15 protein-coding genes are annotated in these 22,694 nt (G+C 54.6%); 4 read left to right on the top strand and 11 right to left on the bottom strand.

The annotated features are described in order from the left end of the window. Positions 1-55 precede the first annotated feature (55 nt). The gene (locus tag NSU18_RS29855; RefSeq protein WP_341150782.1) at positions 56-703 is read right to left on the bottom strand and encodes a FusB/FusC family EF-G-binding protein; all 648 of its coding nucleotides are present in this window, start codon (positions 701-703) and stop codon (positions 56-58) included. A gap of 355 nt (positions 704-1,058) precedes the next feature. Here NSU18_RS29855 and NSU18_RS29850 point away from each other — a divergent pair, with 355 nt between their 5' ends. Beyond that, a complete protein-coding gene (locus tag NSU18_RS29850; protein ID WP_341017920.1) occupies positions 1,059-1,841 on the top strand; it encodes a helix-turn-helix transcriptional regulator in 783 nt (260 codons plus the stop codon). Between the two features lie 41 nt (positions 1,842-1,882). Here the strand turns inward: NSU18_RS29850 and NSU18_RS29845 are convergent, their stop codons facing one another. The 4 genes from NSU18_RS29845 to NSU18_RS29830 form a co-directional block, all read right to left on the bottom strand. Then, the gene (locus NSU18_RS29845) at positions 1,883-3,886 is read right to left on the bottom strand and encodes a beta-galactosidase (RefSeq protein ID WP_341017919.1); all 2,004 of its coding nucleotides are present in this window, start codon (positions 3,884-3,886) and stop codon (positions 1,883-1,885) included. 183 nt (positions 3,887-4,069) lie between these two features. Next, entirely contained in the window at positions 4,070-4,894 is an 825-nt protein-coding gene (locus tag NSU18_RS29840; RefSeq protein ID WP_036698676.1) for a carbohydrate ABC transporter permease, read from the bottom strand. A gap of 12 nt (positions 4,895-4,906) precedes the next feature. Next, the gene (locus tag NSU18_RS29835) at positions 4,907-5,797 is read right to left on the bottom strand and encodes a carbohydrate ABC transporter permease (protein WP_341017917.1); all 891 of its coding nucleotides are present in this window, start codon (positions 5,795-5,797) and stop codon (positions 4,907-4,909) included. 105 nt (positions 5,798-5,902) lie between these two features. Then, complete coding sequence (locus NSU18_RS29830) at positions 5,903-7,255, bottom strand: ABC transporter substrate-binding protein (RefSeq protein ID WP_341150781.1); 1,353 nt, start codon at positions 7,253-7,255, stop codon at positions 5,903-5,905. 206 nt (positions 7,256-7,461) lie between these two features. On the opposite strand from NSU18_RS29830, the gene NSU18_RS29825 reads away from it, so the two are divergent. Next, positions 7,462-9,255, top strand: coding sequence for a sensor histidine kinase (locus tag NSU18_RS29825; RefSeq protein WP_341017913.1), 1,794 nt, complete (start codon positions 7,462-7,464; stop codon positions 9,253-9,255). Positions 9,256-9,315: 60 nt separating this feature from the next. Next, on the top strand, positions 9,316-10,905 hold the full coding sequence (locus NSU18_RS29820; RefSeq protein WP_341018655.1) for a response regulator: 1,590 nt from the start codon (positions 9,316-9,318) through the stop codon (positions 10,903-10,905). Here NSU18_RS29820 and NSU18_RS29815 read toward each other — a convergent pair. From NSU18_RS29815 to NSU18_RS29795, 5 genes are all read right to left on the bottom strand, one after another. Further along, the gene (locus NSU18_RS29815) at positions 10,881-13,748 is read right to left on the bottom strand and encodes a glycosyl hydrolase 115 family protein (protein ID WP_341150780.1); all 2,868 of its coding nucleotides are present in this window, start codon (positions 13,746-13,748) and stop codon (positions 10,881-10,883) included. The genes NSU18_RS29820 and NSU18_RS29815 overlap by 25 nt on opposite strands. 564 nt (positions 13,749-14,312) lie before the next feature. Then, positions 14,313-16,223, bottom strand: coding sequence for a DUF2264 domain-containing protein (locus NSU18_RS29810; protein ID WP_341151119.1), 1,911 nt, complete (start codon positions 16,221-16,223; stop codon positions 14,313-14,315). Between the two features lie 28 nt (positions 16,224-16,251). After that, positions 16,252-17,388, bottom strand: a complete 1,137-nt coding sequence (locus NSU18_RS29805; RefSeq protein WP_341150779.1) for a glycoside hydrolase family 88 protein — start codon at positions 17,386-17,388, stop codon at positions 16,252-16,254. Between the two features lie 44 nt (positions 17,389-17,432). Continuing rightward, positions 17,433-19,244, bottom strand: coding sequence for a hypothetical protein (locus NSU18_RS29800; protein ID WP_341150778.1), 1,812 nt, complete (start codon positions 19,242-19,244; stop codon positions 17,433-17,435). A gap of 38 nt (positions 19,245-19,282) precedes the next feature. Continuing rightward, the gene (locus tag NSU18_RS29795; protein WP_341150777.1) at positions 19,283-20,425 is read right to left on the bottom strand and encodes a DUF2264 domain-containing protein; all 1,143 of its coding nucleotides are present in this window, start codon (positions 20,423-20,425) and stop codon (positions 19,283-19,285) included. Positions 20,426-20,547: 122 nt separating this feature from the next. Between NSU18_RS29795 and NSU18_RS29790 the strand changes: the two genes are divergently transcribed. Further along, positions 20,548-21,378 carry a helix-turn-helix domain-containing protein gene (locus NSU18_RS29790; protein ID WP_341017907.1) on the top strand — a complete coding sequence of 277 codons (831 nt, stop codon included), beginning with the start codon at positions 20,548-20,550 and terminating at the stop codon, positions 21,376-21,378. A 533-nt stretch (positions 21,379-21,911) separates the two neighbouring features. Here NSU18_RS29790 and NSU18_RS29785 read toward each other — a convergent pair. Beyond that, positions 21,912-22,682: a response regulator transcription factor gene (locus NSU18_RS29785; protein ID WP_341150776.1), complete on the bottom strand. Its 771-nt coding sequence runs from the start codon at positions 22,680-22,682 to the stop codon at positions 21,912-21,914. Positions 22,683-22,694 lie beyond the last annotated feature (12 nt).

Raw genomic sequence — 22,694 nt, 5'->3', positions numbered from 1 at the left:
AGCAGCGGCCCCCAACCGGGAACCGCTGCTCTGCTCTTTTAATCAAACTATCCTGCTACTTGCGCACCGAGAGGACGAACCGCTCCAGCGCGCTTATATCCGTAATGCTCTGATTGCAGCCCTGATTATCCATACATACATACTGGCCCACGGAAGCAAAATTATCTGCCGCCGCCAGCTCCGGCTTGGTCTTGACGGTCAGGAAGGCAAGCTCCTGCTGCCGGTTGCAGAACAGGCAGTAGCCCTTCTTGTGCACAGGCAGCATCCGGCCTTCCACGCCAATGAACTGCCCTTCATGCGGATAGACGATGAACAGCTTGTTCGTTGCGATGTCCGCCCAGGCCAAGTAAGTGACATAGCGGAAATCAAAAGACTGCAGATCAGGCAGCTTCATCTTTTTATTCTTGGGAAACAGCTTCTGAATCTGCTTCAGCGTAATCGGCGGAAACGGCTCCAGATAAGGCTCCAGCCCGCTGGTATACTGCTGGAAGTCCTCGGCCTTCTCGAAGGTGGAGATGGCCCGCAGCATCTGCTCCTGCCCGGCGGTCAGTGAAGCAAAGGCCCCCGTCACGTTGAGCTCGGCGCTGTATCTTACGGTCTCCAGGACACGGCGGTCCGCTACCGAACGCAATGTTTTCAGCACAAAATCCGCTTGTTTCTTAATGTAATTATATTGATGGTTTCTAATAAATGTTGGTGTCACAGCTCTTCAGCCCCTTATTATGATTGATTACAGCAATAAGGTGCAGAGCCTGCGATTAGAAACGATAATATCTGTTTGGGCGATCAAGATTGTCCTGCCGCACCCCACGCAAAGTATCGCCCCGGATCAGGCTCTGCATGAGGACTCCCTAGCTAATGAGCAATTCGTTGCCATCCGTGTAACCCCCTATCAAACTAACCTGTCAAAAGTATAGCAGGAAATTACGGAGGGAACAATTCCATATCCCTGCCTGATCCTCAAGGTCCTATGATATGACAGGTGTGCACAGAACAGGCCCGGTGGTAGAATATTGTGGTGTGCATCAATGTTACAGCAGTAAGGAGGAAGACCCGGTATGAACATTCATACATACGAACCGCTTGTGCCGAACATCGTGCTGTTCGTGGACCGCAGGTCTTTTGCAGAGTGGGAGATTGTCAGCAGCCCTATCGATTTCCATGATCTGACGTTCATTGTGGAAGGCAAAGCGGTCTATTATATTAACGGGGAGCGGTTCCCGGTGGAAGCCGGTGATATTCTCTATGTCCCTTCCGGCAGTACCCGGGAAGCCCATACGTTCGCAGAGGCACCTATGCATTCCTATGCGTTCAACTTCTTCTGGGAAGGAGCGGACAATCCGGTGCATCTGCCATTCGCGGCCGTAACCAAGGGCTGGATGACCAAAGAAATCCTGGAGGATATCAGGGAATTCTCGCATATCTGGATGAGCTCCCAGCCGCTTTACCGGATGAAGGCCCGGGCTATTTTTCAGCTGATTATCTATCGTCTGCTTAACATCGCTTATCATCAGGAGGCACCGCTGCTTGATCCGCGAATCCATAAGGTAATGGCTTATATGATGGATCATTATGCGGAGGAGGTTACGATCAGGGATCTGGCGGAAGGCATCGGACTGAGCCCGGTCTATCTGGGCAAGCTGTTCAAGCAGAATACCGGGTACACCTGTAAGGAGTTCCTGAACAAGGTCCGGGTGAACAACGCCGAAATGATTCTGTCTGCGGGGGGCTTCAATGTATCGGAGGTGGCTGAGCATTGCGGGTATCATGATGTGGCGTATTTCAGCAATGTGTTCAAGAGCCTGAAAGGATATCCGCCGTCATCGGCTCTGAAGGGATGACGGCGGCATGGTAGAGCTATTGTATAACAGGAGTGCCCCGTTTAATTAATAATCATAACGCCCCAAGCATCAAGTGTAAGTTCTTCATCCTGCCCGACCGTATCGCCGGACAACAGCTCCTGACCAGCCTCATGCGGATACTTGAAGCTGAGCGGCTGGGCGGAGTAGTTGTAGTAGTAACGGATAGTGCGGCCCTGGCGGTTCACGCCGGACTTCACGATGAGCGGGAACGACAGCTGCTGGTCCGCACCCCATAACCCGGCCAGCTGGAGCGTGTCGCGCAGGATCTCCGCAAGTGCGGCAGGTCCGGTCATACAACCGATGTAGGTGGCTGTTCCTTCGCCGAAGGTATTACGGGTGACGGCAGCATATTCGCCCCACTGGGGATGATCGTAGCTGGCCAGCACCTCCGCTGAACCGGGAACGATCATTTCCATCCAGGTGTGGACGGTGTGAACGCCTGCTTCGTCTCCCTCAGGGAACAGCTTGCCGGTAAGTCCCGTAACCGCATTCGGCGTGGCAAAATGACTGTAAGCAATGCCGCAGGCCTCATGAATGATCCCGGGCTGCGCCGTGTGACGTACCTTCACCTGTTCATCAGTGAATCCGCTCTTGAAGGAGTAGACCACATGCCCGCCGCTGCGGACGTAGTCATTCAACTGCTGGAGTGCTTCGTCCCCGGCGGCATACAGTGCAGGAACCACAACCAGCTCATACTCGCTGAGGCGCGGGCTTCCCGGCTGGATGAAATCGCAGGCGATGTTCATTTTATAGAGCTCATCGTACATCCAGCGGACCACATCGTTATAGATCAAACCGCCGGGCAGCTTGAACCATTCGATCGCTGACAATGCTTCATTGCTGACCATAACGGCCACCTTGCTGCTCTTCTTCAGTCCGATAAGCTGATCGCTTAACCGCTTGAAGTCCGCGCCGATAGTCTGGGCTTCCTTATATACCGGATTCGGCAGGAAATCATGGCTGAGCAAGCCCTTCCAGTAGGTCTCGAAGGAATTATGAATCGAATGCCAATGCCAGTAGGCGACCATTGAAGCGCCTGAGCCCAGATGGCTGAACGCCAGCTGCCGCAGCTGTCCCGGATAAGGCGTCCACTCGGGGAATGCTTGCGCCTGGGTCTCCAGCACGAAGTAGTTATCCTGCTTCAGCGAGCGGGTCATATCTCCGCCGAAGGCAATCTCGGCACCTGTAAGCTGATCCTGAGACGGGTGATAGATATCTGTGCCTGCAATGTCAAAGGGCTGCGAAGCCGCAAAATGATCCACCGAAGGCTGAACGCCGAACGAATACCCCCGCCACTCAAAATCGAAATTATGGGTGGTGAACTGCCCCGGCTGCTTATACTCATTCACGATTCCGACCTGCCATGCCAGGAACTCATTCACCAGTCCCCGCTGGAACCGGGCGAATTCCGCCCCCAAGCTGCCGTTGATCGTCCCCACCATGGACGGGAAGTCCTCCCAGCTGTCGATCCGGTTACTCCAGTAATCCAGACCGAACTGGTGGTTGATGGCTTCAAGTGTTCCGTAGGTTTCCCTCATGTATTTGACGAATCTAAGCTGGACGTTCGGTCCGGCTGTCTCATAATGCTTGGTCTCATTATCGATCTGGTAGCCGATGACTGACGGATGCTTATGTACCACAGCCATCAGCTTGCGGATGATCCGCTCCGAGTGGAACAGATACGCCGGACTAGTGATATCCATAATCTGTCTGGCGCCATATTTGCCTTCCCCTTTCACAGTCACGGCCAGCACCTCAGGGTGCTCCTTGACCATCCAGGCCGGCACCGCATAGGTAGGTGTTCCCACAATGACATGAATTCCGGCCTCATGCATCGCATCGAGCACTCTCTGTACAGAAGAGAAGTCGAATACCCCGTTCTGCGGCTCATGCGTGCTCCAGGTGGATTCGGCGATCCGGACGGTATTAATGCCCGCATCCTTCATCATTTGGATGTCCTGCGTAAGACGGTCATAAGGCATGTATTCATCATAATAAGCAACGCCGTATAACAAGTGATCCATTATAGTCCTCCTGAAAGTTTTGATAGCATATTCATCCTGAATCTCTTCGCAAAACTGGCTCCGGAAGCATACGCTTAGAGTTTTGTTAGCATACACATCCTGAATTCTCTTCGCAAAACTAGCTTCGGAAGCATACGCTAAGAGTTTTGTTAGCATACACATAGAGCTTGGTTCGCTTTAAGTTTAGCCTTTTACCGCACCTGCTGTCACACCCTTGGTAATCTGTTCATTGAAAATGGCGTAGATGACAATGGCCGGTATCGATGTCAGCACCATGACCGCAAATTGTGAGCCGTAGTCTGAGGAATACTGGCCGGCGAAGTTCATGACCGAGAAGGGCAGCGTCTTCAGCGCATCTTTACTGAGGAAGGTCGATGCCATAATGAATTCATTCCAGCAGTTCAGGAACGTTGTAACGATGACCGTAACCAGTGCAGGCGCAGTAAGCGGTGCAATGATCTGGAAGACAATCCGGTAAATGTTCGCTCCGTCTACTACAGCGGACTCTTCCATCGCCTTCGGAATGCTCCGCATGAAGCCGGTCAGGATGAAGGTCCCCAGCGGTACAGACACTGCGGTGTAAGGCAGGATCAGCCCCAGATAGGAATTGGTCAGTCCCAGCGCCTTGAAGATGGCAAAGTTAGGCAGCAGGGTCGCATGAATCGGAATCATAATCCCCAGCAGGATAATGGTGAAGAAGATGGGGCGCAGCTTCCACTGCATACGGGTAAAGGCATAGCCCAGCGTAAGGGACAGAATCACTGTTAACAGAATCGTTACCGAGGTAACGAAGGCACTGTTAATGAAGTAGCGCAGGAATTTACCGTCCACCCAGGCATTGATATAGTTCTGCCACTGGGGATCACTCGGCCATTTCAGGACGCTGGAGGAGTAGAACTCATTGCTGCTCAAGAACGAGAAATCAATCAGCCAGATGAGCGGGAACAGCTGGACCAGGGCGACGATCAGGAAGAACACCCATAGTATGGTTTTTGTGCTTTTTGTCATGGTGATTCCTCCTTAGAATTCCGTCGCATCACTGCGGGTCAGTTTGTTGCTGATATAGGTGGCAAGCAGGCAGACAATAATGAACAGAATTGAAATGGCGTTGGCATAACCATATTGGCTGGCCGAGAACGCCTTGTTATAGAGATACACAGCCAGGAATTGGGTGGAATCACCGGGACCGCCGTTAGTGGTCAGGAACACGGTTTCCATCTGTTTCAAGGCGGTAATCATAGCCAAAGTAATCTGCACCGTAATAACCGGTGACAGCAGCGGAACTGTAATCCGCCAGTGCAATCGGAAGCCGGAGGCTCCGTCCAGTGAAGCGGCTTCATACAAATCATCGGGAATGCCTTTGAGTCCTGCATAATAGAACAGCAATCCCCAGCCGAAGCCGGCCCAGATCAGGATGAACAGCATGGAGATCAGCGCGGTGCTGCTATCCCCCAGCCAGGCATGCTTAAGCATTCCAAGCCCCAGGGAATCAAGCATTTTGTTGAAGGCGCCGAAGGTAGGGTCCAGCAGGGACAGCCACATTTTTGAAATAACGACTACAGAAATGACACACGGGATGAAGAAAATCGTTCTGAACCACTTCTCTGCCTTACCGCCGAGGCGGTCCAGCATAATGGCAAAAAAGATGGCAATCGGGTGTTGGATCAGGATGAAGCCCAAACCGAGCAGTACAGCATTTCTAAGCGCCAGCCAGAACCGTGAATCGTGGAACAGCAGCTGCGTATAGTTGGCGAATCCGATGAATGCCGAGGGCGTTCCCGGAGACAGGGTGTCTCTGAACGAGTAATACGCGCTAAGCACAATCGGCACGAGAAAGGTCAGGGAGAACAGGAGAATCCCCGGAAAGACGAACAGAAAGATTGCCATTTTGTTGTTAAATACTTTTTGCATGGAACTCCAACTCCATCCTTAAGATTAGAGAGGGGCAAGAATGCTTCCCGCCCCGTCTCCTTTCACTCTCTATAGTAGTAATCTATAATCTGTATTTGTGATCTGTTATTGTGTTTCCGCAGCCTTTTGAAGATCGGCCAGCAGCTGCTCAGGTGTTGATCCGCCGGCGAAGAACTTGCCGAAGGCATTCTGTGCATCATCCTTGAACTTAGGTGTACCGGAGTCGAGGGCGATAGAACCCGCTGTGCTGGTAGCGCCTGTCAGGACTTCAGTCAGCTGCTTCTGCAGCTCGCTCTCTTTGCCGGTAAGCTCATATTTCTGTGCCGGTACAGCCGCTCCGGTATCCCATACAATCTTGGCCCATTGATCGGCGGACATCATATAGTCGAAGAACTTCTTGGCTTCTTCAGGATGCTTCGAGTTGCTCACCAGTGAATATCCGCCGCCGTTCCAGGCCAGAAGATCGGTGTCCTTGCCTTTGCCGCCTTCAACAACCGGGAATTTCAGGACATTCACATTGTTGCGGAAGTCTTCCGGCAGCTTGTCATTCGTTGCCATCCCTGCTTCCCAAGAGCCCATATACCACATAGCAGCTCGGCCTTGCGTGAACAGGTTCTGGGAAGCGCCGTAGTCTGCTGTCATGAACGATTCCTGGAACAGCTTGGTGTCTCTGGCCTGGGCCAGCAGCTCAGCAGCCTTGGTGAAATTCTCGTCGCCAGTGAAATTCTTCTTCTTCGCTACCGCATCCAGCATCAGGTTCTGATCGCCGGTAAGGCGTACCACAAGGTCCTGGAAGAAGGCCGCGAAGCTCCACAGGTCCTTACCGTTCATCGACATCGGCTCAATGCCTTTGGCGCGGAACTGCTTGCCTGCTTCCAGCAATTCGGCGTAGGTGGTAGGAATCTTGATGCCGTTGTCATCGAACAGCTTTTTGTTATAATAGATCACTTCATAGTCACTGTTGCGGGGCAAGCCATACAGCTTATCATTGAAGGTAAAAGATTTGTACACGCCCGGCAGGAATTTATAAGTATCTCCTTCATATTCCTTAGGGTCCAGCTCTTTCACATAGCCGGCTTGTACCAGCGTATTCAGCTCTGCTCCGCCGTGAACCATGGTCACATCCAATGCTTCGTTTGAGGCCATGTACGCCTTCAGCTTGTTTTTGAACGGCTCCTCGGCGAGGGTCTCGATATCGATCTTCACATTGGGGTTCGCTTTGATATAGTTGTCGATTACCATTTGCTCTGCCAGCCCCTGGCCGGATTTACGGTCAGGAAGGTTCGAGAACAGACGCAGCGTCACTTCCTTGTCGGCAGAGCCAGTTGTACCGCCGTTCGTGCTGCTGCCTGCATTATTGTTCTTGTCATTACCGCCTCCGCATGCGCTAAGCACCGAGACCGCCGCAAGGGCCGTAACCAGCAGTATATTACGTGTGGATTTTGCATTCATAACCATGTCAATTCCCCCTATTTGTTATGGATCGTGGGTTGCTTTCTTTGTTTCTGAACACATCGTACCAGAGCATCAGAGTCAGGGTCAGTAGAGAAAAAGAGAGTAATGTTGAAAATTGTCGACTTCGTTTGTCAGCTCCCTTGTGTATATTCGGCATTGCGCATAAGATAAAAAACAAAAAGGTTAGTGATCCTGTGCTGCGCTACTACTTGAATTTGAACCTGCGATACAAGATAACCATACTGATCTTCCTGCTGATTACCGGGGTGGCCTGCACGCTCGGCGCTTATTCCTATAAGATCTCCAAGCAGCAGATTATCAATAAGGTGAGCAATTCCAACCAGAGCGTGCTCAAGCAGATTGACAGTAATCTCGCCCGTATGCAAAAGACGTTAGCCGACTGGGTCACGGTATTCAGCCTCGCTCCAGTCGTCCAGGACACTCTGCGGAGCAATACCCCGGATTCCGCGAAGATCGAGAACCAGCTCTATAACGGACCTACCGCGTCGATTATGAACCAGATGCTGGTGACCGGAAGCTTCGACTATCTGGCTCTGTACGGCAGCTTGTCCGAGCCGCTGTTTCAGGTTGCCACCGATGACAGCAGCGGTGCGTATAGTTTGAGCAAAATTACCTCAAATGATACTTATAAACAGACCGTTGCCTTAAATGGTGCCTCCTACTGGTTCCCGCTGACAGAAGAGAACAATGTATTCATTCAAAGCAACCGCAATGACAAGCTCGGCATGACCCGGATTATCCGTGATATTGTGAACGGGAACCGGATCGGCTTCGTGTTCGTCGGCATTAATCTGGAGACCATCCGCAGAACCTATCTGACAAATCTGTATGACAAGGATCACGGCATCCTCATTCTGAGTGAACAGGGCACACAGCTGCTGTCGGCAGGCAAAGAGACCTATAGTCCCGCAGCCGTAAATTTCGTGATGAAGCAGGGGAAGGCCGGCATCCGATCCGGCAACACCATTGTCAGCCTGGAGGGTAAGGATACGCTGCTGAATTACAACATCAACGAGGATGGCTGGATTACCCTGTACAGTGTTCCACTCTCTTCGCTGACCGGGGAGCTGAATTCCATTAAATCGGCAGTGCTCATTATGGTATTAGCCAGCCTGGTGCTTAGTATTCCTCTGCTCATGTTCTTCTCCTCCTTCCTGACAGCGCCGATCAAGACGCTGCTGTTGTCCATGCGGCGCTTCCAGAACGGGCAGTTCGAGGAGAAGGTGGAGATCAAATATTGGGATGAGATCGGCCAGCTGAGCCGGGGCTACAATAATATGGTCAGCAACATCAAGGCGCTTGTGGACGACGCCTATCTGCTGAAGCTGAAGGAGCAGGAAGCGGAGCTGAAGGCGCTGCAATCCCAGATCAACCCCCATTTCCTCTACAACATGCTCGACACGATCTTCTGGGAAGCGGAGGCGGCAGGACAGGACAAGATCAGCGAGATGGTCATCAACCTCTCCCGGCTGTTCCGGTTAAGTCTGAATCAAGGCAAGAGCTTCACCAGCGTAGCCAAGGAAAAAGAGCTGATTGAGCTGTACCTTACGCTCCAGAAGATGCGGTTCCAGGAATCTCTGGAGTATGTGATCGACATTCCTGAGGAGCTGTACCCCTATGTCATCCTGAAGCTCAGCCTGCAGCCCTTCATTGAGAACGCACTGATCCACGGCATCGAACGCAAGCGCGGCGGCGGACGGATTAGTATCAGCGGACAGCGGACCGGAGATCAGCTAAGGTTCGTGATCGAGGATAACGGGGGCGGGATGAGCAGTGAGACGCTGCAAAAGCTTCTTGCCATGCCTGACGAGACAGATGTGTACACTGCCCGGGATGTCGGCGGCTATGCGGTGCAGAATGTACAGGCACGGCTGAAGCATTTTTATAAAGGTGACTATGCCTTGAACTATACCAGTGTTCCCGGAGAGGGCACGCGCGTAGAGATCGTAGTACCGGTGATCGTAAATGACATGCAAGAATAGACACAGCCAGGCGGACAGACAATACAAATACAGATCGGAGGGGATGGTCCCTTGTATAATATGATTATTGTGGATGATGAGGAGCGGGCGCGGGTAGGCATAACCACCCTGATTGACTGGCAGGCGCACGGCATCCATATTGCAGGCGAAGCCAGAGACGGACTGGAGGCACTTGAACTTCTGGATACCTATGCGGTCGATATCATGCTAACGGATATCCGGATGCCGCAAATGGACGGACTGGAGTTAATTAAGATTGTCTCCGAGAAATACCCCAGCGTCAAATCTGTCATTATGAGCGGATACGATGATTTCGCCTATGCCCAGCAAGCCATAAGGTCGGGAGTCAGCAACTATCTGCTGAAGCCGAGCCGCCGGCAGGAGATTCTGAGCACTGTGCTGGCCATCACGGAGCAGATTCAATCGGAGAAGCTGGAGATTAGTACGCTTGAGCATCTGCGGCAAGGCTTCCGGGAGAGTCTGCCCCTGCTGAAGGAGAAGACGTTAAGCCAGCTCATTCTCACCGAGAGTCCCTCTTATTCCCGGCTGCTGGCTAATCTGAAGATGAACCAGCTGGTTTTCCCTTATCTGCTGTACGGCATCATTCTGCTGCGGATCGACAATTTCCAGCTGCTGCATGAGAAGTATATGCATGAGGATACGGAGCTGCTGAAGTACGGGCTGAAGAATATTTGCGAGGAGTCGCTGCCGGAGACTGTGCTGTGTGTTGCCTTCGAGCATCAGGACGATATTGTGCTGATTCTGAATACGGATGAGCTGCCGGATCAGGCTGAATTAAGCGGTTATATCCGGATTATTCAGGAGAATATCGCCAGCTTCTTGAAGTTCACTGTGTCCGCCGGGATCGGAAGCATTGACAAGAATATTGAGCATCTGCGCCACTCCTTCGTGGAGGCCTGCCAGGCTTTGAATACAACCAACTACACTGGCATTGCTAAAATCGTGGAGTACAGCGGGGAATTCGATGCCGAGTCCTCTCAGTCCTCCTATCCCCTGCATGAGGAGCAGGAAGTGCTGAAGGCGGTACGCGGCGGTTCTCCCGGCGACATTGCCGATAAGCTCACGCTGTTCAATGTAGCCCTGAAGCCTGAGACGGTATCCAGGGACCAGGTGATCAAGTCGAGCTTCGCCCTGTTCTTCGCCCTGTATAAATTATGTATTGAGAACAATGTCAATGTAAATAAAGTCTTCGGGCAGAATCTGACCGAGCTGATCCATGTCCTGTCCCGCTCCAGTCTGGATAACCTGTTCCAGTCGCTGCTGGAGACGGCAGAGCGGGTCAGTGAGCATCTGACGTCCAAGAAGAACAGCAACAAGCTGCTCGAAGCGGCCAAGAGCTATATCGGCGAGCACTTCATGAAGGATATCAACCGCGAGATCGTTGCCAGGGAGATCTATATTACCCCCGGATATTTAAGCCTGCTGTTCAAGCAGCAGCTTAAGATCAGCTTCATCGATTATTTGCACAAGGTCCGCATTGAGCATGCCTGCCAGCTATTCAAAGATCCCGGAATGCGGATCGAGGATATCGCTCTGCAGTCCGGGTATAATGATACGAAATATTTCTATCAGGTGTTCAAAAAGTATAAAGGCCTCACACCCAATCAGTTCCGCAGCAATACGGAGTGAGGGGTCAGGAAGCTCTCCTGCGGCCCCAGACAGGATGCCGGCAGCGGCCCGCGGGACAGCACCAGCTTCTGCAGGACCAGCCCGGCATCCAGGCCGTAAAAGCGCAAGGTATGCTGCCCCGCTGTCAGAGGGTGACGGGTCACGGAAACATGGGCATTGTCCATTACTGCGCGGCACCAAGGCCCGTTGCTGTGATTGCCGCCTTCATAATCCGGCGGCAGCGCATCGGCGGTGACCGGCGCTTCCCCGTCGAACCCGGCAGCATACCTCAGCCCGCTGACCGGCGACAAATGATTCGTCGGCGCCAGGAAGACGCTAAGCAGGTATTCACCCTCGTGCCGGACGAACAGCCGGTACTCCAGGTAAGGGGCCTTCTCCGGCCGGCCGAAGCAGACGCCGGTCGGGAACATTTTGACAGCTGACAGCGTCCGTCCGTAGTTCTCGATAATCTTCCATTCCACCCCGCCGCGCGATACGCGGCTGATGGCATGCTCCGCTTCCATAGACACCACTCCATGAGCCTCAATAAAAGTAGCCGGCTCGAATCCCTCAAGATCTGTCCAGTCCACAGCAACAGTAACCGTTACGCTTCCTCCGGCACCTGTCAGGATAATCTCGCCTGTTAAGGCTCCCGTTACCTTCGTCCAGTCCACAGTTACGCCAATCTCCGCCCCGCTGTCTATCCAGCCCTGCTCCTGCTCCAGCCTGATCCAGTCTGCGCTGCTTACCGCCTGATACTGGAACCCTGCTCCGCCCGTGCTGACGGTAATCAGGTATCGCTCTTGCAGCAGATTGGTGAACGGCGGGAGCGCGGCGGTCCCTGCTGTGTATCCCTGCTCTACTCCCTCCACCCCTGCAATCATTGCGGCCTCCCGGCCGGGGATCACTCTGCTGACCTCAGGATAGCTCCAGCCCTCCGCATCCCAGCGGACATAGCCGACATGCGGGGAGCTCATCATGCCCTGCCATTTGCCGTTCGAGATTCCTGTGTTATAGCGCTGCTCCAGCTGCTTGTCGCGCTGAATGGCCTCTTCCACAAGAACAGCATAGCTATTAGCTAATATACTCCCGCGCCCTGCATGCAGCCTATTCAATCCGGCATAGATCTGCATGGCGTTCACATTGGCGGAAGCGGCTGCGGGATAATAGACCAGCTGGTAATATGCATCCCTGAGCGCTTCAGGCAGCTCCAGCTCATACGCTGCCGCTGCCCGCTCCAGACGGAGCGCCTCGGCAAGCAATCGCTGCGCCTCCTGATGATGCAGCAGGCTGAAGGTATCAGGCCTGATAATCTCGGGCTTGCGGCGCCCGTTCATCCGGGTGTAATCCGCCAGCACTTGGGCGATTCCGGCAACCGTCTCCGGCCGGGCTCCGGCCCCGAACTGCTGCCTGGTCCAGCGCTCCGTATACTCCGCCGTCCGGTTAACCGCATCTGTTCCCCAAGCCTCGTAATCATAAGCCAGGTCCAGGAAATAAGAGACCGGCAGTTCCATCGGCTTCAGATCGCCGGCATTCACCACCCATAGCTCACGGATGCCGTAATCGAACGCCATCGTCATCTGCTCCCACACCTTCTCCAGCGGAGTGGTATTCACCCATTCATAGGAGTGGGGACCGCCGTGATAGTCGAAATGGTAGTAGATTCCCCAGCCAGGGGAGCGCTTTTGCTCATGCTTTTCCGGGATTTTGCGCAGATTGCCGAAGTTATCGTCCGACAGCAGAATGATTACATCCTGCAGAACATCCCAGTCCTTAAGCCCCTCCGCTTCGGATGTACCGTACCAGTAGGTCTCAACCTCCTTGTAGACAGCCAGAACCTGCGGCAGATGCTCCAGGTTATACTGCTTCAGCAGCGCCTTCTGGGTCAGGATAATCTGCTTCAGCAGCTCAATATTCTCCTGGTCCGAGCCTTCCAGCGCCGAGTCGCTCTCGCCCCGCATGCCGAGCGTCACCAGGCTCTCATATGCCCCATTGCGCTTGAGTCCGTCCTCCCAAAATGCAGTAATTGCCCGGGAATTCCGGCGGAAATCCCACAGGTTACTTGTCCCGTACTGCGCATAGACCTTCTGCCATTCACTGCCGGCCCGGAACAGCGGCTCATGATGCGAGGTCCCCATCACAATGCCGTATTCATCCGCATGCACCGCATTCGCAATCGGACTGCTTGCCCCGTTCAGGCTGAATTCCGCACTCCACATCGCCGGCCACAGGAAATTCCCCTTCAGCCTCAGAATGAGCTCGAATACCTTGTCATAGAAATGCTCATTGAAATCGCCGAAGGCATGGGTTACCCAGGAGCCGAGCGAAGGCCAGTCATCGTTAAGGAAGATCCCCCGGTATTTCACTGACGGCTCTCTGGAGCTGCGGTTCAGTCTGCTTGCGGGAAGGGCCAGACTCTCCACCTGCTGCGGAACCACATCGGCAAAATACACCCACGGACTCACTCCGATCAGCTCAGAAATAGCATACATGCCGTAAATCGTCCCGCGTTTATCGCTGCCCGCAACGACCAGCGCCCGCTCCACTCCCGGTAGCGGCTGCTCTATAATTTGCAGCCGGTAGCATTCCCGCTTGCCTTCAATAGCAGAGACATCCAGACGGTGCTCTGCAATCAGCCTGCTGATCAGCCCGTTCCCGCCGGCCGGCCCGGCGATAATAACAGTGCCCGTGAGCTGCTCTGCTTGGGTAAGTATTGCAGGCGCGATTCCGCTAACCAGTCTGATATCCGCACACAAAGACTCCGCCACCCGGCGCAGCCCCTTATAGTCAGTCCCCTTCGGGTCCAGATATAGCTGAACCGCCCCTTCCGGGGCGGCAATGATAAATTCCTCGTCCGATATCATGCTCTCATATCCTCCGCTTCTTTCGTCTTCGCATACTTATCACATTATATCGGGAGAGCGGTTACAGACTCCATGGTCTAACTAGCAAGAGTTTGTAATTTGTAAAGGAGGCGGTGTTGGGCGACTTGGGACGTTTAGCGGGTTGGGACGTTCAGGTGGCTGAAAGAGATAGGGTAGGTTGGGCGGGTTACGATGTTCAGGTGGCTAAAAGAGGTAGGGTAGAGTCGGGGGCATTCGTTGACTGGGGGCGTTCGAAGCGAATATTCGGTGATAGTTGTATTCTGTACATTTAAAAACAGTAAAAGGGACAGAATTACTCTTTTAGTTGTATTCTGTACAGCTAAAACTGCCCCAATATGTGAAAAACCGATTATTGAGGCAGTTTAATTGTATGAAATACACCTAAACGGTTATTCGGCTATACATCAGATGATTTAGTTGTACAGATGGCACTTATACATAGCGCTTGATTAGACTAATGAATGGGTTCAGAGACGAAACCACTTGCTATTTCCACTATATTAAATCCAATGCCGACGTCCTATTGAAGATGCAGCTAATGTTTTATTGTAACGGAACTATAATCTCTGACCCGCCAATAGTGGTAATTGAAATGCGCTCCTTGCTGAACTTAACCCTCAGCATTGCTTCAGGCGATTGGTCCAGAATTGAGCTGACTTCGCCCGTACTGTTGGCAGATCCATCTACTGAAGGATCACCGTACACGGCGGAGGCCAGCCAATGAACTCCAGGCTCTAGGGAGACCGTTAAGGTTGGCAGCACTGTCCGGGGACGAAGCAGGTTCGTATTTGCATTTGGCCAGATTAACTCAGCCTTCGAGTAGCCCGTCAGCCCCTTGATGCCGCTTGTGCCCCATGCAGTAGCTGCCGCTGTGCCGATTCCGCCGAACTGCTGCGCAGGCTCCGCTTCCTGTCCCAGCGCGAACCCTCCCTCGGCTGCATCCAGCGCCCGTCCTGTCTCCAGCCGGTGAATGCGAATATGCCAGGGCAGTCCTGCTATGACCCAGGTGCGCACCTCAACGTCCACCCAAGGCTTCCAGACCGACCGCAGGACGTTGTCCGTGATCTCAGATTGCAGATTCCGGCGCCGTACCCGGTAGAGGTTATCTCCCCTTTCGCTCAGCGCAAGCATAGAATCATAGGCACCCTGTGACAATCCCCATTCTGAGCGGGGAACGCTGAATCCGAAGCCCGTGGAATAGACGAATTTCTCGTATTTGGCTGAGGTATGCGTATGCTCATTGGTAGATAAATGCCCGCTGTTGAAGGCGGCCACATGACCGGAAGCCGGTTCGTGGACCAGAACAAGATGCGGCGGATGCTGCACACTCAATGCCGGAAGCTCCGGCAGCGGCAGCTCCGGTTCGCTCCAGAACGGATGCTCCGCGCCGAGGGCAAGCGGCAGGAATGTCTTCAGCGCCCAGTAAGGCGAGCCGGGAGCATTATAATTCTCTGCCATGACCAGATTCGGATACGTGTATCCGATCGTCAGCACACCCGCAGCATCGAAGATCGGCTGGCGGAACCACCAGCGCAGATTGCGCAGGATGATACCTTTGACCACTCCGGCAGGGAAGCCTTCCACCTCTGCATACGCCAGGGCGCTCCAGAATGCAGACTGGGCGAACCGGTAGGCCAGACTGCGGCCGTAGGGAAGCGCAGCGCCGTCCGGGGCGAACCAGCCGATGAATTCAGCAGCGAACAGCCGGGCGCGTTCTTTGAACAAACGGGAACGCTCCGGGTCTTCCCGTTCCATCAGCTTCGCATACAGCAGCGAATAGTAATGGATGGCGAAGGGCCCGTAATAATCACAGTGTCCGTTAACGCCGTCGCTGTACCAGCCTTCCCCCAGATAGAACGCATCCATCCGCGTCAGGTTCCTCTCCAGCTGCACCGCATCATAAGGCCGTCCTACCTTACGGAAGCCGACATTCACTAACACGTTGAAGAACAGCCAGTTGCAGTCGTAGCAGGGATGGGAATTGATCTGGTTTAGCCAGTTGTACAGATGCTCCTGCTCCTGCGGAGCAAGCGGGGACCAGATATGCTCCGGCACAGCCGCCAGCGCGAAGCCGAAGGCGGCCATCTCGACCAGCCGCTGGTCATAGTCTCTCACATTGCCCCAATATTCCTCATGGGCCGGATCGGTGCCGTGCCGGATGCCCTCCAGCACAGTGGCCCATAGCCTACTTTCCCCGCCTCCGGCGAGCAACGGAATCATTCCCCAGAGCACCCGGGAGAAGCCTTCCATTCCGGCAGTGGTTGCCGGATAGCTAGCTCCCGTAATTCCGATCTCAAGTCTGGCGCTGCCTCTGCTATAGAGCGGCTGAAGCGGCTCTGTCAGCTGGTCAAGGGCAGCCAGCAGATCGCCGCGAGTCTTCAGCGGATTGCTCTGAATTGCCAGATTGCCCCTCGCCAGGCCGCCTGCCGCCGGATTTCCAATTACCGGAGTCATCTTATTATTCGTCATTGTCATACTCCTCCTACTCCCAGTAGAACGGGCCTGCTCCCTTGATCCGGGCCAGTGCCTCGACATAGAAGAAATCCCCGTAGATCAGCGGCACATCGATGTTCCGGTCCTCAGGATAGTTGCTGGTGCCGTGAAGCAGCAGCCCCTGTTCGCCGGGATTGTCCCAAGTTCCGTAATTGCGGTAGAGAGATTCCGTGATTCTAAGCGCCCCGTTCCGGTAGACATGAGCCTCAGATTCTTCCACCAGCCCGGCCAGGAGCAGCAGACCGCTTGCTGCGCAGGAACCGGCTGAAGTATCGCGGATCTCACCAACCTCACCTGGAGCGCGGAAATCCCAGTGCGGTACCTGATCCTCAGGCAGCCGGGTCAGGAAGAAATGTGCAACCTGCTTGGACGCATGCAGGTAGCTGAGCTTGCCGGTATGATGATAGGCCAGTGCCAGCCCGTATAATGCCCATGCCGCACCGCGCGACCAGGCCGATTCCGGCGCATACCCCTGTCCGCCCAGCTTCTCTACTACTTCGCCCGTCTCCGGGTTGAAGCTGACAATATGATAGACCGAGCCGTCCGGCCGGATGAAATGCTCCAGCACCGTATCCATATGCGCCTCCGCGATATGCCGGTAACGCGGATCTCCGGTGACTTCGGAGGCCCAGAACAACAAGCTGGTATTCATGCTGCAGTCGATAATGGCCACCCCGCTGTTGTCCTCGCCTTCTCTCCAGGGATTCCAGGCCCGGATATAGCGGCCCTTCAGGTTGAAGCGGGCGGCCAGATAGTTGGCGGCCTTCAGCCCGCGAACCCGTGATTCTTCTCTGCCCGTCAGCTTGTAATTGGCAACGCTGGTCAGCAGCCACATGAAGCCAAGATCATGGTCCAGCTTCACATAGCCGTCCAGCACCTCATCCAGCCGCTCCTCGCAGCGCTCGGCTACAGCCTTCAGGCTCTCATCTCCGCTCCCTGCATAGAGCTGCCAGAGCATGCCCGGCCAGAAGCCCGCAGTCCACCAGCTCGGCACTTCCAGGACATACTTGCCGCCTTGACTGGCATGCGGGAACTCGGCCCCGATGCTGATGCTGTTCGTTCCCGTCTTCTCCAGCGCCTTACCCCAAGCCTCATCTACCCAAGTCTGATCTATGGTTCTGTTCATTTGAATCCCGCCTTTATGTGAATGTAGTACCCGTGCCGTGCGTCTTACATAAACTCAAAAGTAAACACCAATACGCCCTCTGCCCCGGGCTGGAGAACCTGGAAGTCCAGGCTATGCCACACCGTGTCCTTGCCATGGTGGTCCTGGTACACATGTGCGGTAATCTCCGGTCGGACGATCTGCGGATTATAAGTTACCTGAACACCCTGGCCTTCAGCACCCGGTAGCAGTACTCGCCCTGGCCCCGTCAGCTCCGGTCTGCGCCACGTTACGAACCGTTCCGTCCAGCTTGCCGGAGCTCCGTCATACTGATAGGTGTCAGTCAGCTCCAGACGGGGCAGCTCCTCCTTATGCCAGACCAGCGAACGGACCAGGGATTGCAGTCCGGCTACCGGGTACGCCCGGGCCAGCTCCAGCGTCAGCTCATCCTTCACCTCCGCTGCCGATGCATGCAGCACCGTTGCCTCGAACTCCCGGCCGGCCCCCTGAAACTGGCCGTCAATAATTGGCACGCTATGGCCCTGCGACCCGTTGCAGTCATAGCCGTAACGGCCGGCACCGAAATAGTCCGCCGTGTACTCTCCGCTGCCCAGATCAGCCGCGAAAATCTCCCCCCGGCCGCTCAGAATAAATTGGCCCAGGTCATTATGGTTATGCGGCTCGTCGTTATGGCCTCCCTTGGCCGCGAAGCCGTAGGCGCCCGCAGCAGAGACATGCCGCGATACGAGCCAAGCGGCATCAGGCAGATAGCTGCTGCCTGCCTCCCAGGACTCGTTCTCCTGCCCGGCTCTTGTCCAGATCAGATTACGCAGCGCCGGTGCGAAGCGGCTGCAGTGATCCTCCGTGAACGGGGCGCGCAGCGCAGACGGCGGGCGCAGGACATCCGGATAGACGTCCGCCAGATAATGGGAGAGTCCCATATGCACCCGCACCCGGGGGACTGAATCAGAGAAATTGGCGACATAGCTGTCGTCCATAAAGCATTGCTGCTGGAAGCGGGCGATCTGTGCCACCTTCACCTGCTTGAACCAGTCCAGCCTGCCTCCGCTTCTTGAACGGAGCAAATCACTGTAATAAGTGAAATAGCCGAATCCGTAATTCCAGTAGCCCAGCCCCTCCTGGCAGGCCCCGTCTTCCCCGAAGCCCTGCAGATAATAATTCATGCTGCTCTCTGTCTTCAGGAGAATATCCGCCAGCAGGTCCTTGTCCTTCACAAGGAGCAGTGCAGCAGCACCCACAGAACCCGCGCAGACTGCCGCCCAATTGTGAGTGGAGGTCTCCCAGAAATACGGGCCATGCGCAAGGAACGGCTGGAAAATCCTGCGCTCCACCTCACTGCGTATCCGGGAGCGGAGCAGCAGCGGGAGACGCTCCCTGAGCAGCAGCAGACACTCGCTTAACGTAAAGCCTGTCTCGGAGGAGAACAGATCGATATGCCGGTTAATCTCAGCAGCATCATGCTTCTCAGGAAGATGAGCGGGAACACACCACGTGTACTCATCGCAGATCGCCCATAGAATATCTGTAAGCTGCTCCAGAGCTGCTGCGTTCTCCGGCTCCAGCAGACTAAGGAACACATACGTATTCAGCCTTCTTCTGCGTTCAAAATAAGGGCGCTCATATTCCAGTCTCGACCCCGTCTGCCGGAAAAGGGTAAACAAACTATACTTCAGCAGCGGTATAGGCCGCCCTTCCAGCCGCTGTGCTTCTGCGCGAATCTCACTGATACTGGCCTGCAACACTTCAGAAGATGCTGCCTCACTCCAAAAAGCAGCCGAATCTCCCTGCGGATAATATAGGCTGAGATCTGCCGGCTTCATGTTCTCTACGATTGCCTTAAGTTCCTGTATGTTCATGCCTAAGCTCCCTCTCATGTTCAGTCTGTCTGTATTCCTTATTCAAAAGCATGGTCCCGCATCACATTCTCGCCGTTCACAATTCTAAGTGCCGTCCATTTCATGTCCCTGCCCGACCAGAAGGGATCAGCAGGAGGCAGGCCCAGCGGCAGGAACACGGCGGCGCACAGATACAGACTGCCCGTATTAATGTAGCTCTCGGCCAGCTCCGGCTGATTGCCGTAGATCCCCGGCTGCAGCCAGCCGTTCTCATCCAGCGTACCCGGATATTGCATAATCCGGGCAATGACAGCGGTCAAGGCGCAGCGTACCTGGGCCGGGAACAGCGAGTCTTCCAGGAAATGCTGGAGCGCCGCCTGCGACAGCAGCTGAAATGCCCCGAACCGGTAGACGATCGAACGCCCAAGGAACGGATATGTCCCGTCCGGGGCGATGCTGCGCTCCAGCACGGAGGCATATCTCTGCGCCCGCTGCAGGACCAAGGGTCTAAGCCGGGCATACTCCTCATTCTCCTGTTCGAAAAGGGTAACCACATCCACCAGCATCGGCTGAATGACAAAGCTGTTGTAGTAATCCCAGTGGAAATCCTTCCCGTCTCCGTATACTCCGTCACCCTTGTACCAGTCCATGAACATGTGGACCGCATAGCCCACCCGCATCCGGTCATAATCCGGGTCCCCCAGCAGATATAAGGCTGCTTCCACCATCGCACTGAACAGCAGCCAATTGCTGCCGCTGGGAGCGGTCCGCCGCGTCTGCTTCAGCGCCGCAATCAGATTGCCCTTGACCCGTGCGTCCAGCCGGGCTGTAACCGCTTTCGGTGCACGCACCAGCGCATGGGCCAGAAATGCCGCATCGACCAGCGGCTGGCCTTCGGTCTTGAATTCCATATAGTCAGGCGACTGCGGATCGACCGCCGCATCAATCGCTTCCAGCAGCAGCCCGGCATAACGGGCTCTTAAGCGCTCTTCTTCTCCTTCAAGCCCCTCAAGCTCCAGCCAGGGAGCCATTCCGCATGCCAGCCTTGCAAAAGCCTCCAGATGTGCAAACTGGCTGCGCTCGCGATGAAACTCCGCAGGTAACCGTTCTTTCAGTTTCCGTGCGGCAAGCGCCTCCAGGACCGGTGTTCCAATCCGCAGCATCGTATCCAGCCAGTATTTTCGCTGTTCTATCCCACTCATCCCTAGTTCCACCCTCTCAGGTATTCTTCTTCTCTAGTGTATTGTGGTATTATTGCAATGTCTTTGCGAATAATGATGATTTATTGCGTATGTTGTGATCAACAGGAAAGGGGCTGTGACTATTGAAGCATGCCCGGTATTATGAAACATTCGACGGCGATATTCTGGCCGGGATCGGCAATTCTCCAATTTCTCCGACGAGGGATTTCCATATCCATGACCACTATGAAATCTTCCTGTTCCTGGGCGGCAGCGTGAACGGCTTCGTGGACCAATACAGCTATCCGTTGGAGCGAGGCGACGTCCTGTTATTCAACAATCATGAGATTCATAAAATCATCAACCGCTCCCCCGAGCCTTATGAACGGCTGACCATTCATTTCAAAGCACCGCTGGTCTATCCGTTCTGTACGGCGACCACGAATCTGCTGGCCTGCTTCCAGAACCGCCAGCCCGGGGAGAATAACCTGGCCCGGATGGAGGAGCCGCTGCTCTCAGAGTACACCGCCCTCTCCTCACAGCTGATTACAGCCCTGGAGCGCAAGCAGTACGGCAGCGAGGTGCTGGCCCTGACGTACCTAATTCAGATTCTGGTGCTGGTCAACGAGCTGTACAGCCGCACCCGTGCCGCCGTGCCCAGCATTATCTCCTCCCATATTCAGTCTGCGATGAGTTATATCGACAACCACCTGCACCTGAATCTGTCGCTGGGGCATATCGCCGGGGAGCTGAAACTGGATAAATATTATCTCAGCCATCTGTTCAAGCAGCAGACCGGCGGCACCATCTACCGTTATGTCCTGCTCAAAAAGATCGCGTTATCCAAGCAGCTCCTGTCCGCCGGCAACTCTGTGTCCGATACCTGCTACCTGTCGGGCTTCAATGATTATGCCAACTTCATCCGCACCTTCAAGAACATCACGGGCATTCCTCCGGGAAAATACGGCAAATAAAAACGGCAACGCCTATCCTCAGCGCTGCCGTCTCAGCAAGTGGAAACGGCTTCGCCGTCCTTTTAAAGGACGGTACCGTTTCAGCGAGAAATAGAAGAATAAATTATCGTGTGCAACATATAAATTCTTATATTTGAACAAAATGCCTACGGCATCCCTATTGTGATCGGTTTTCCGACCTTATCCGGCCCACACGCCTCTGCCTCACCGAATGTAGTCGGTTTTTCGACCTTATCCGGCCCACTCGTCTCTATCGCACCGAATGTAGTCGGTTTTTCGACCTTATCCGGCCCATTCGTCTCTGCCGCACCAAATGTAGTCGGTTTTTCGACCTTATCCGGCCCACTTCGTATCTATCGCACCGAATGTAGTCGGTTTTTCGACCACATTTGGCCCAGATGACCATGCGCTGTACATGTGTTCGGTGAAATCAGCGAAGTCATTCCTATGACTGATCCAGAATATAGTCATCCTGCCGATGCGAGCTTTCCAGTAGAAAGCTTTCAGACGGTCGCTACCGCTCCTCATACCCGCTACTGCTGCCGCTCCCCTCCCCTATACTCCGTAGGACTTACGCCCGTATAGTCCTTGAACACCTTAGAGAAATAGTGCTGGTCGCCGAAGGACAGCAGCTCCGACAGCTCCTTGACCTTCAGCTCCGGCCGGAGCGCAATCAGCCGGCAGGCTTCGGCTATCTTCAGCCGCATGCTGTAATGCACGAAGGTCTGGTGCGAGTACCGCTTGAAGATCCGGCTGACATAGGAAGGGCTTACGTGGAACTTAAGCGCTACTTCCGTAATGGAGAGCGGAGCGTAGAGCTGCTCCTGCAAATATTGCTCCAGCTGCCGGAACAGCTCCTCGCTGCTCTTAGGCCGCGGCTGCCCGGGTGAGGCCAGTCCCTCCGGCAGCCCCTTTCTGCTGCCCTCCTGCTCCTGCAGATGGGCGACCAGCCGCTGCATCACTTCGGCAAGCTGCTGCGACTCCACAGGCTTCAGCAGATAATCGAACACCTGCAGATTCAGCGCTTTGCGCGTATACTCGAAATCGCTGTAGCCGCTGATCAGCACCGCCTTGAGCGCCGGATTCACCAGCCTGCACTCCCCGATCAGCGCAAGCCCGTCCAGCTTGGGCATGCGGATATCGGTCAGCAGGATATCCACCGGATGCGCGCGAATATATTCCAGCGCATCCAGCCCGTTCGAGGCGGTGGCGGCGATGCGGACAGGCAGCTCCATGGACTGCATAAGAGCCTCGATATTCCGCAGAATCGGCTTGCTGTCCTCGGCAATGATAGCGGTATACATAGCGGTCCCTCC

This window comes from Paenibacillus sp. FSL H8-0048, from assembly GCF_038002825.1.
GTDB lineage: Bacteria > Bacillota > Bacilli > Paenibacillales > Paenibacillaceae > Paenibacillus_AQ.
Note: the sequence above shows the minus strand (reverse complement) of the source record. Positions and strands in the feature narration are given on the sequence as shown.

Excerpts from the sequence above, each read along its gene's own strand:
- NSU18_RS29800 (WP_341150778.1), bottom strand. The coding sequence starts at position 19,244 with ATGAACATACAGGAACTTAAGGCAATCGTAGAGAACATGAAGCCGGCA.
- NSU18_RS29810 (WP_341151119.1), bottom strand. The coding sequence starts at position 16,223 with ATGACTCCGGTAATTGGAAATCCGGCGGCAGGCGGCCTGGCGAGGGGC.
- NSU18_RS29840 (WP_036698676.1), bottom strand. The coding sequence starts at position 4,894 with ATGACAAAAAGCACAAAAACCATACTATGGGTGTTCTTCCTGATCGTC.
- NSU18_RS29845 (WP_341017919.1), bottom strand. The coding sequence starts at position 3,886 with ATGGATCACTTGTTATACGGCGTTGCTTATTATGATGAATACATGCCT.
- NSU18_RS29835 (WP_341017917.1), bottom strand. The coding sequence starts at position 5,797 with ATGCAAAAAGTATTTAACAACAAAATGGCAATCTTTCTGTTCGTCTTT.
- NSU18_RS29830 (WP_341150781.1), bottom strand. The coding sequence starts at position 7,255 with ATGGTTATGAATGCAAAATCCACACGTAATATACTGCTGGTTACGGCC.
- NSU18_RS29815 (WP_341150780.1), bottom strand. The coding sequence starts at position 13,748 with ATGATATCGGACGAGGAATTTATCATTGCCGCCCCGGAAGGGGCGGTT.
- NSU18_RS29785 (WP_341150776.1), bottom strand. The coding sequence starts at position 22,682 with ATGTATACCGCTATCATTGCCGAGGACAGCAAGCCGATTCTGCGGAAT.
- NSU18_RS29805 (WP_341150779.1), bottom strand. The coding sequence starts at position 17,388 with ATGAACAGAACCATAGATCAGACTTGGGTAGATGAGGCTTGGGGTAAG.
- NSU18_RS29795 (WP_341150777.1), bottom strand. The coding sequence starts at position 20,425 with ATGAGTGGGATAGAACAGCGAAAATACTGGCTGGATACGATGCTGCGG.
- NSU18_RS29820 (WP_341018655.1), top strand. The coding sequence starts at position 9,316 with ATGATTATTGTGGATGATGAGGAGCGGGCGCGGGTAGGCATAACCACC.
- NSU18_RS29850 (WP_341017920.1), top strand. The coding sequence starts at position 1,059 with ATGAACATTCATACATACGAACCGCTTGTGCCGAACATCGTGCTGTTC.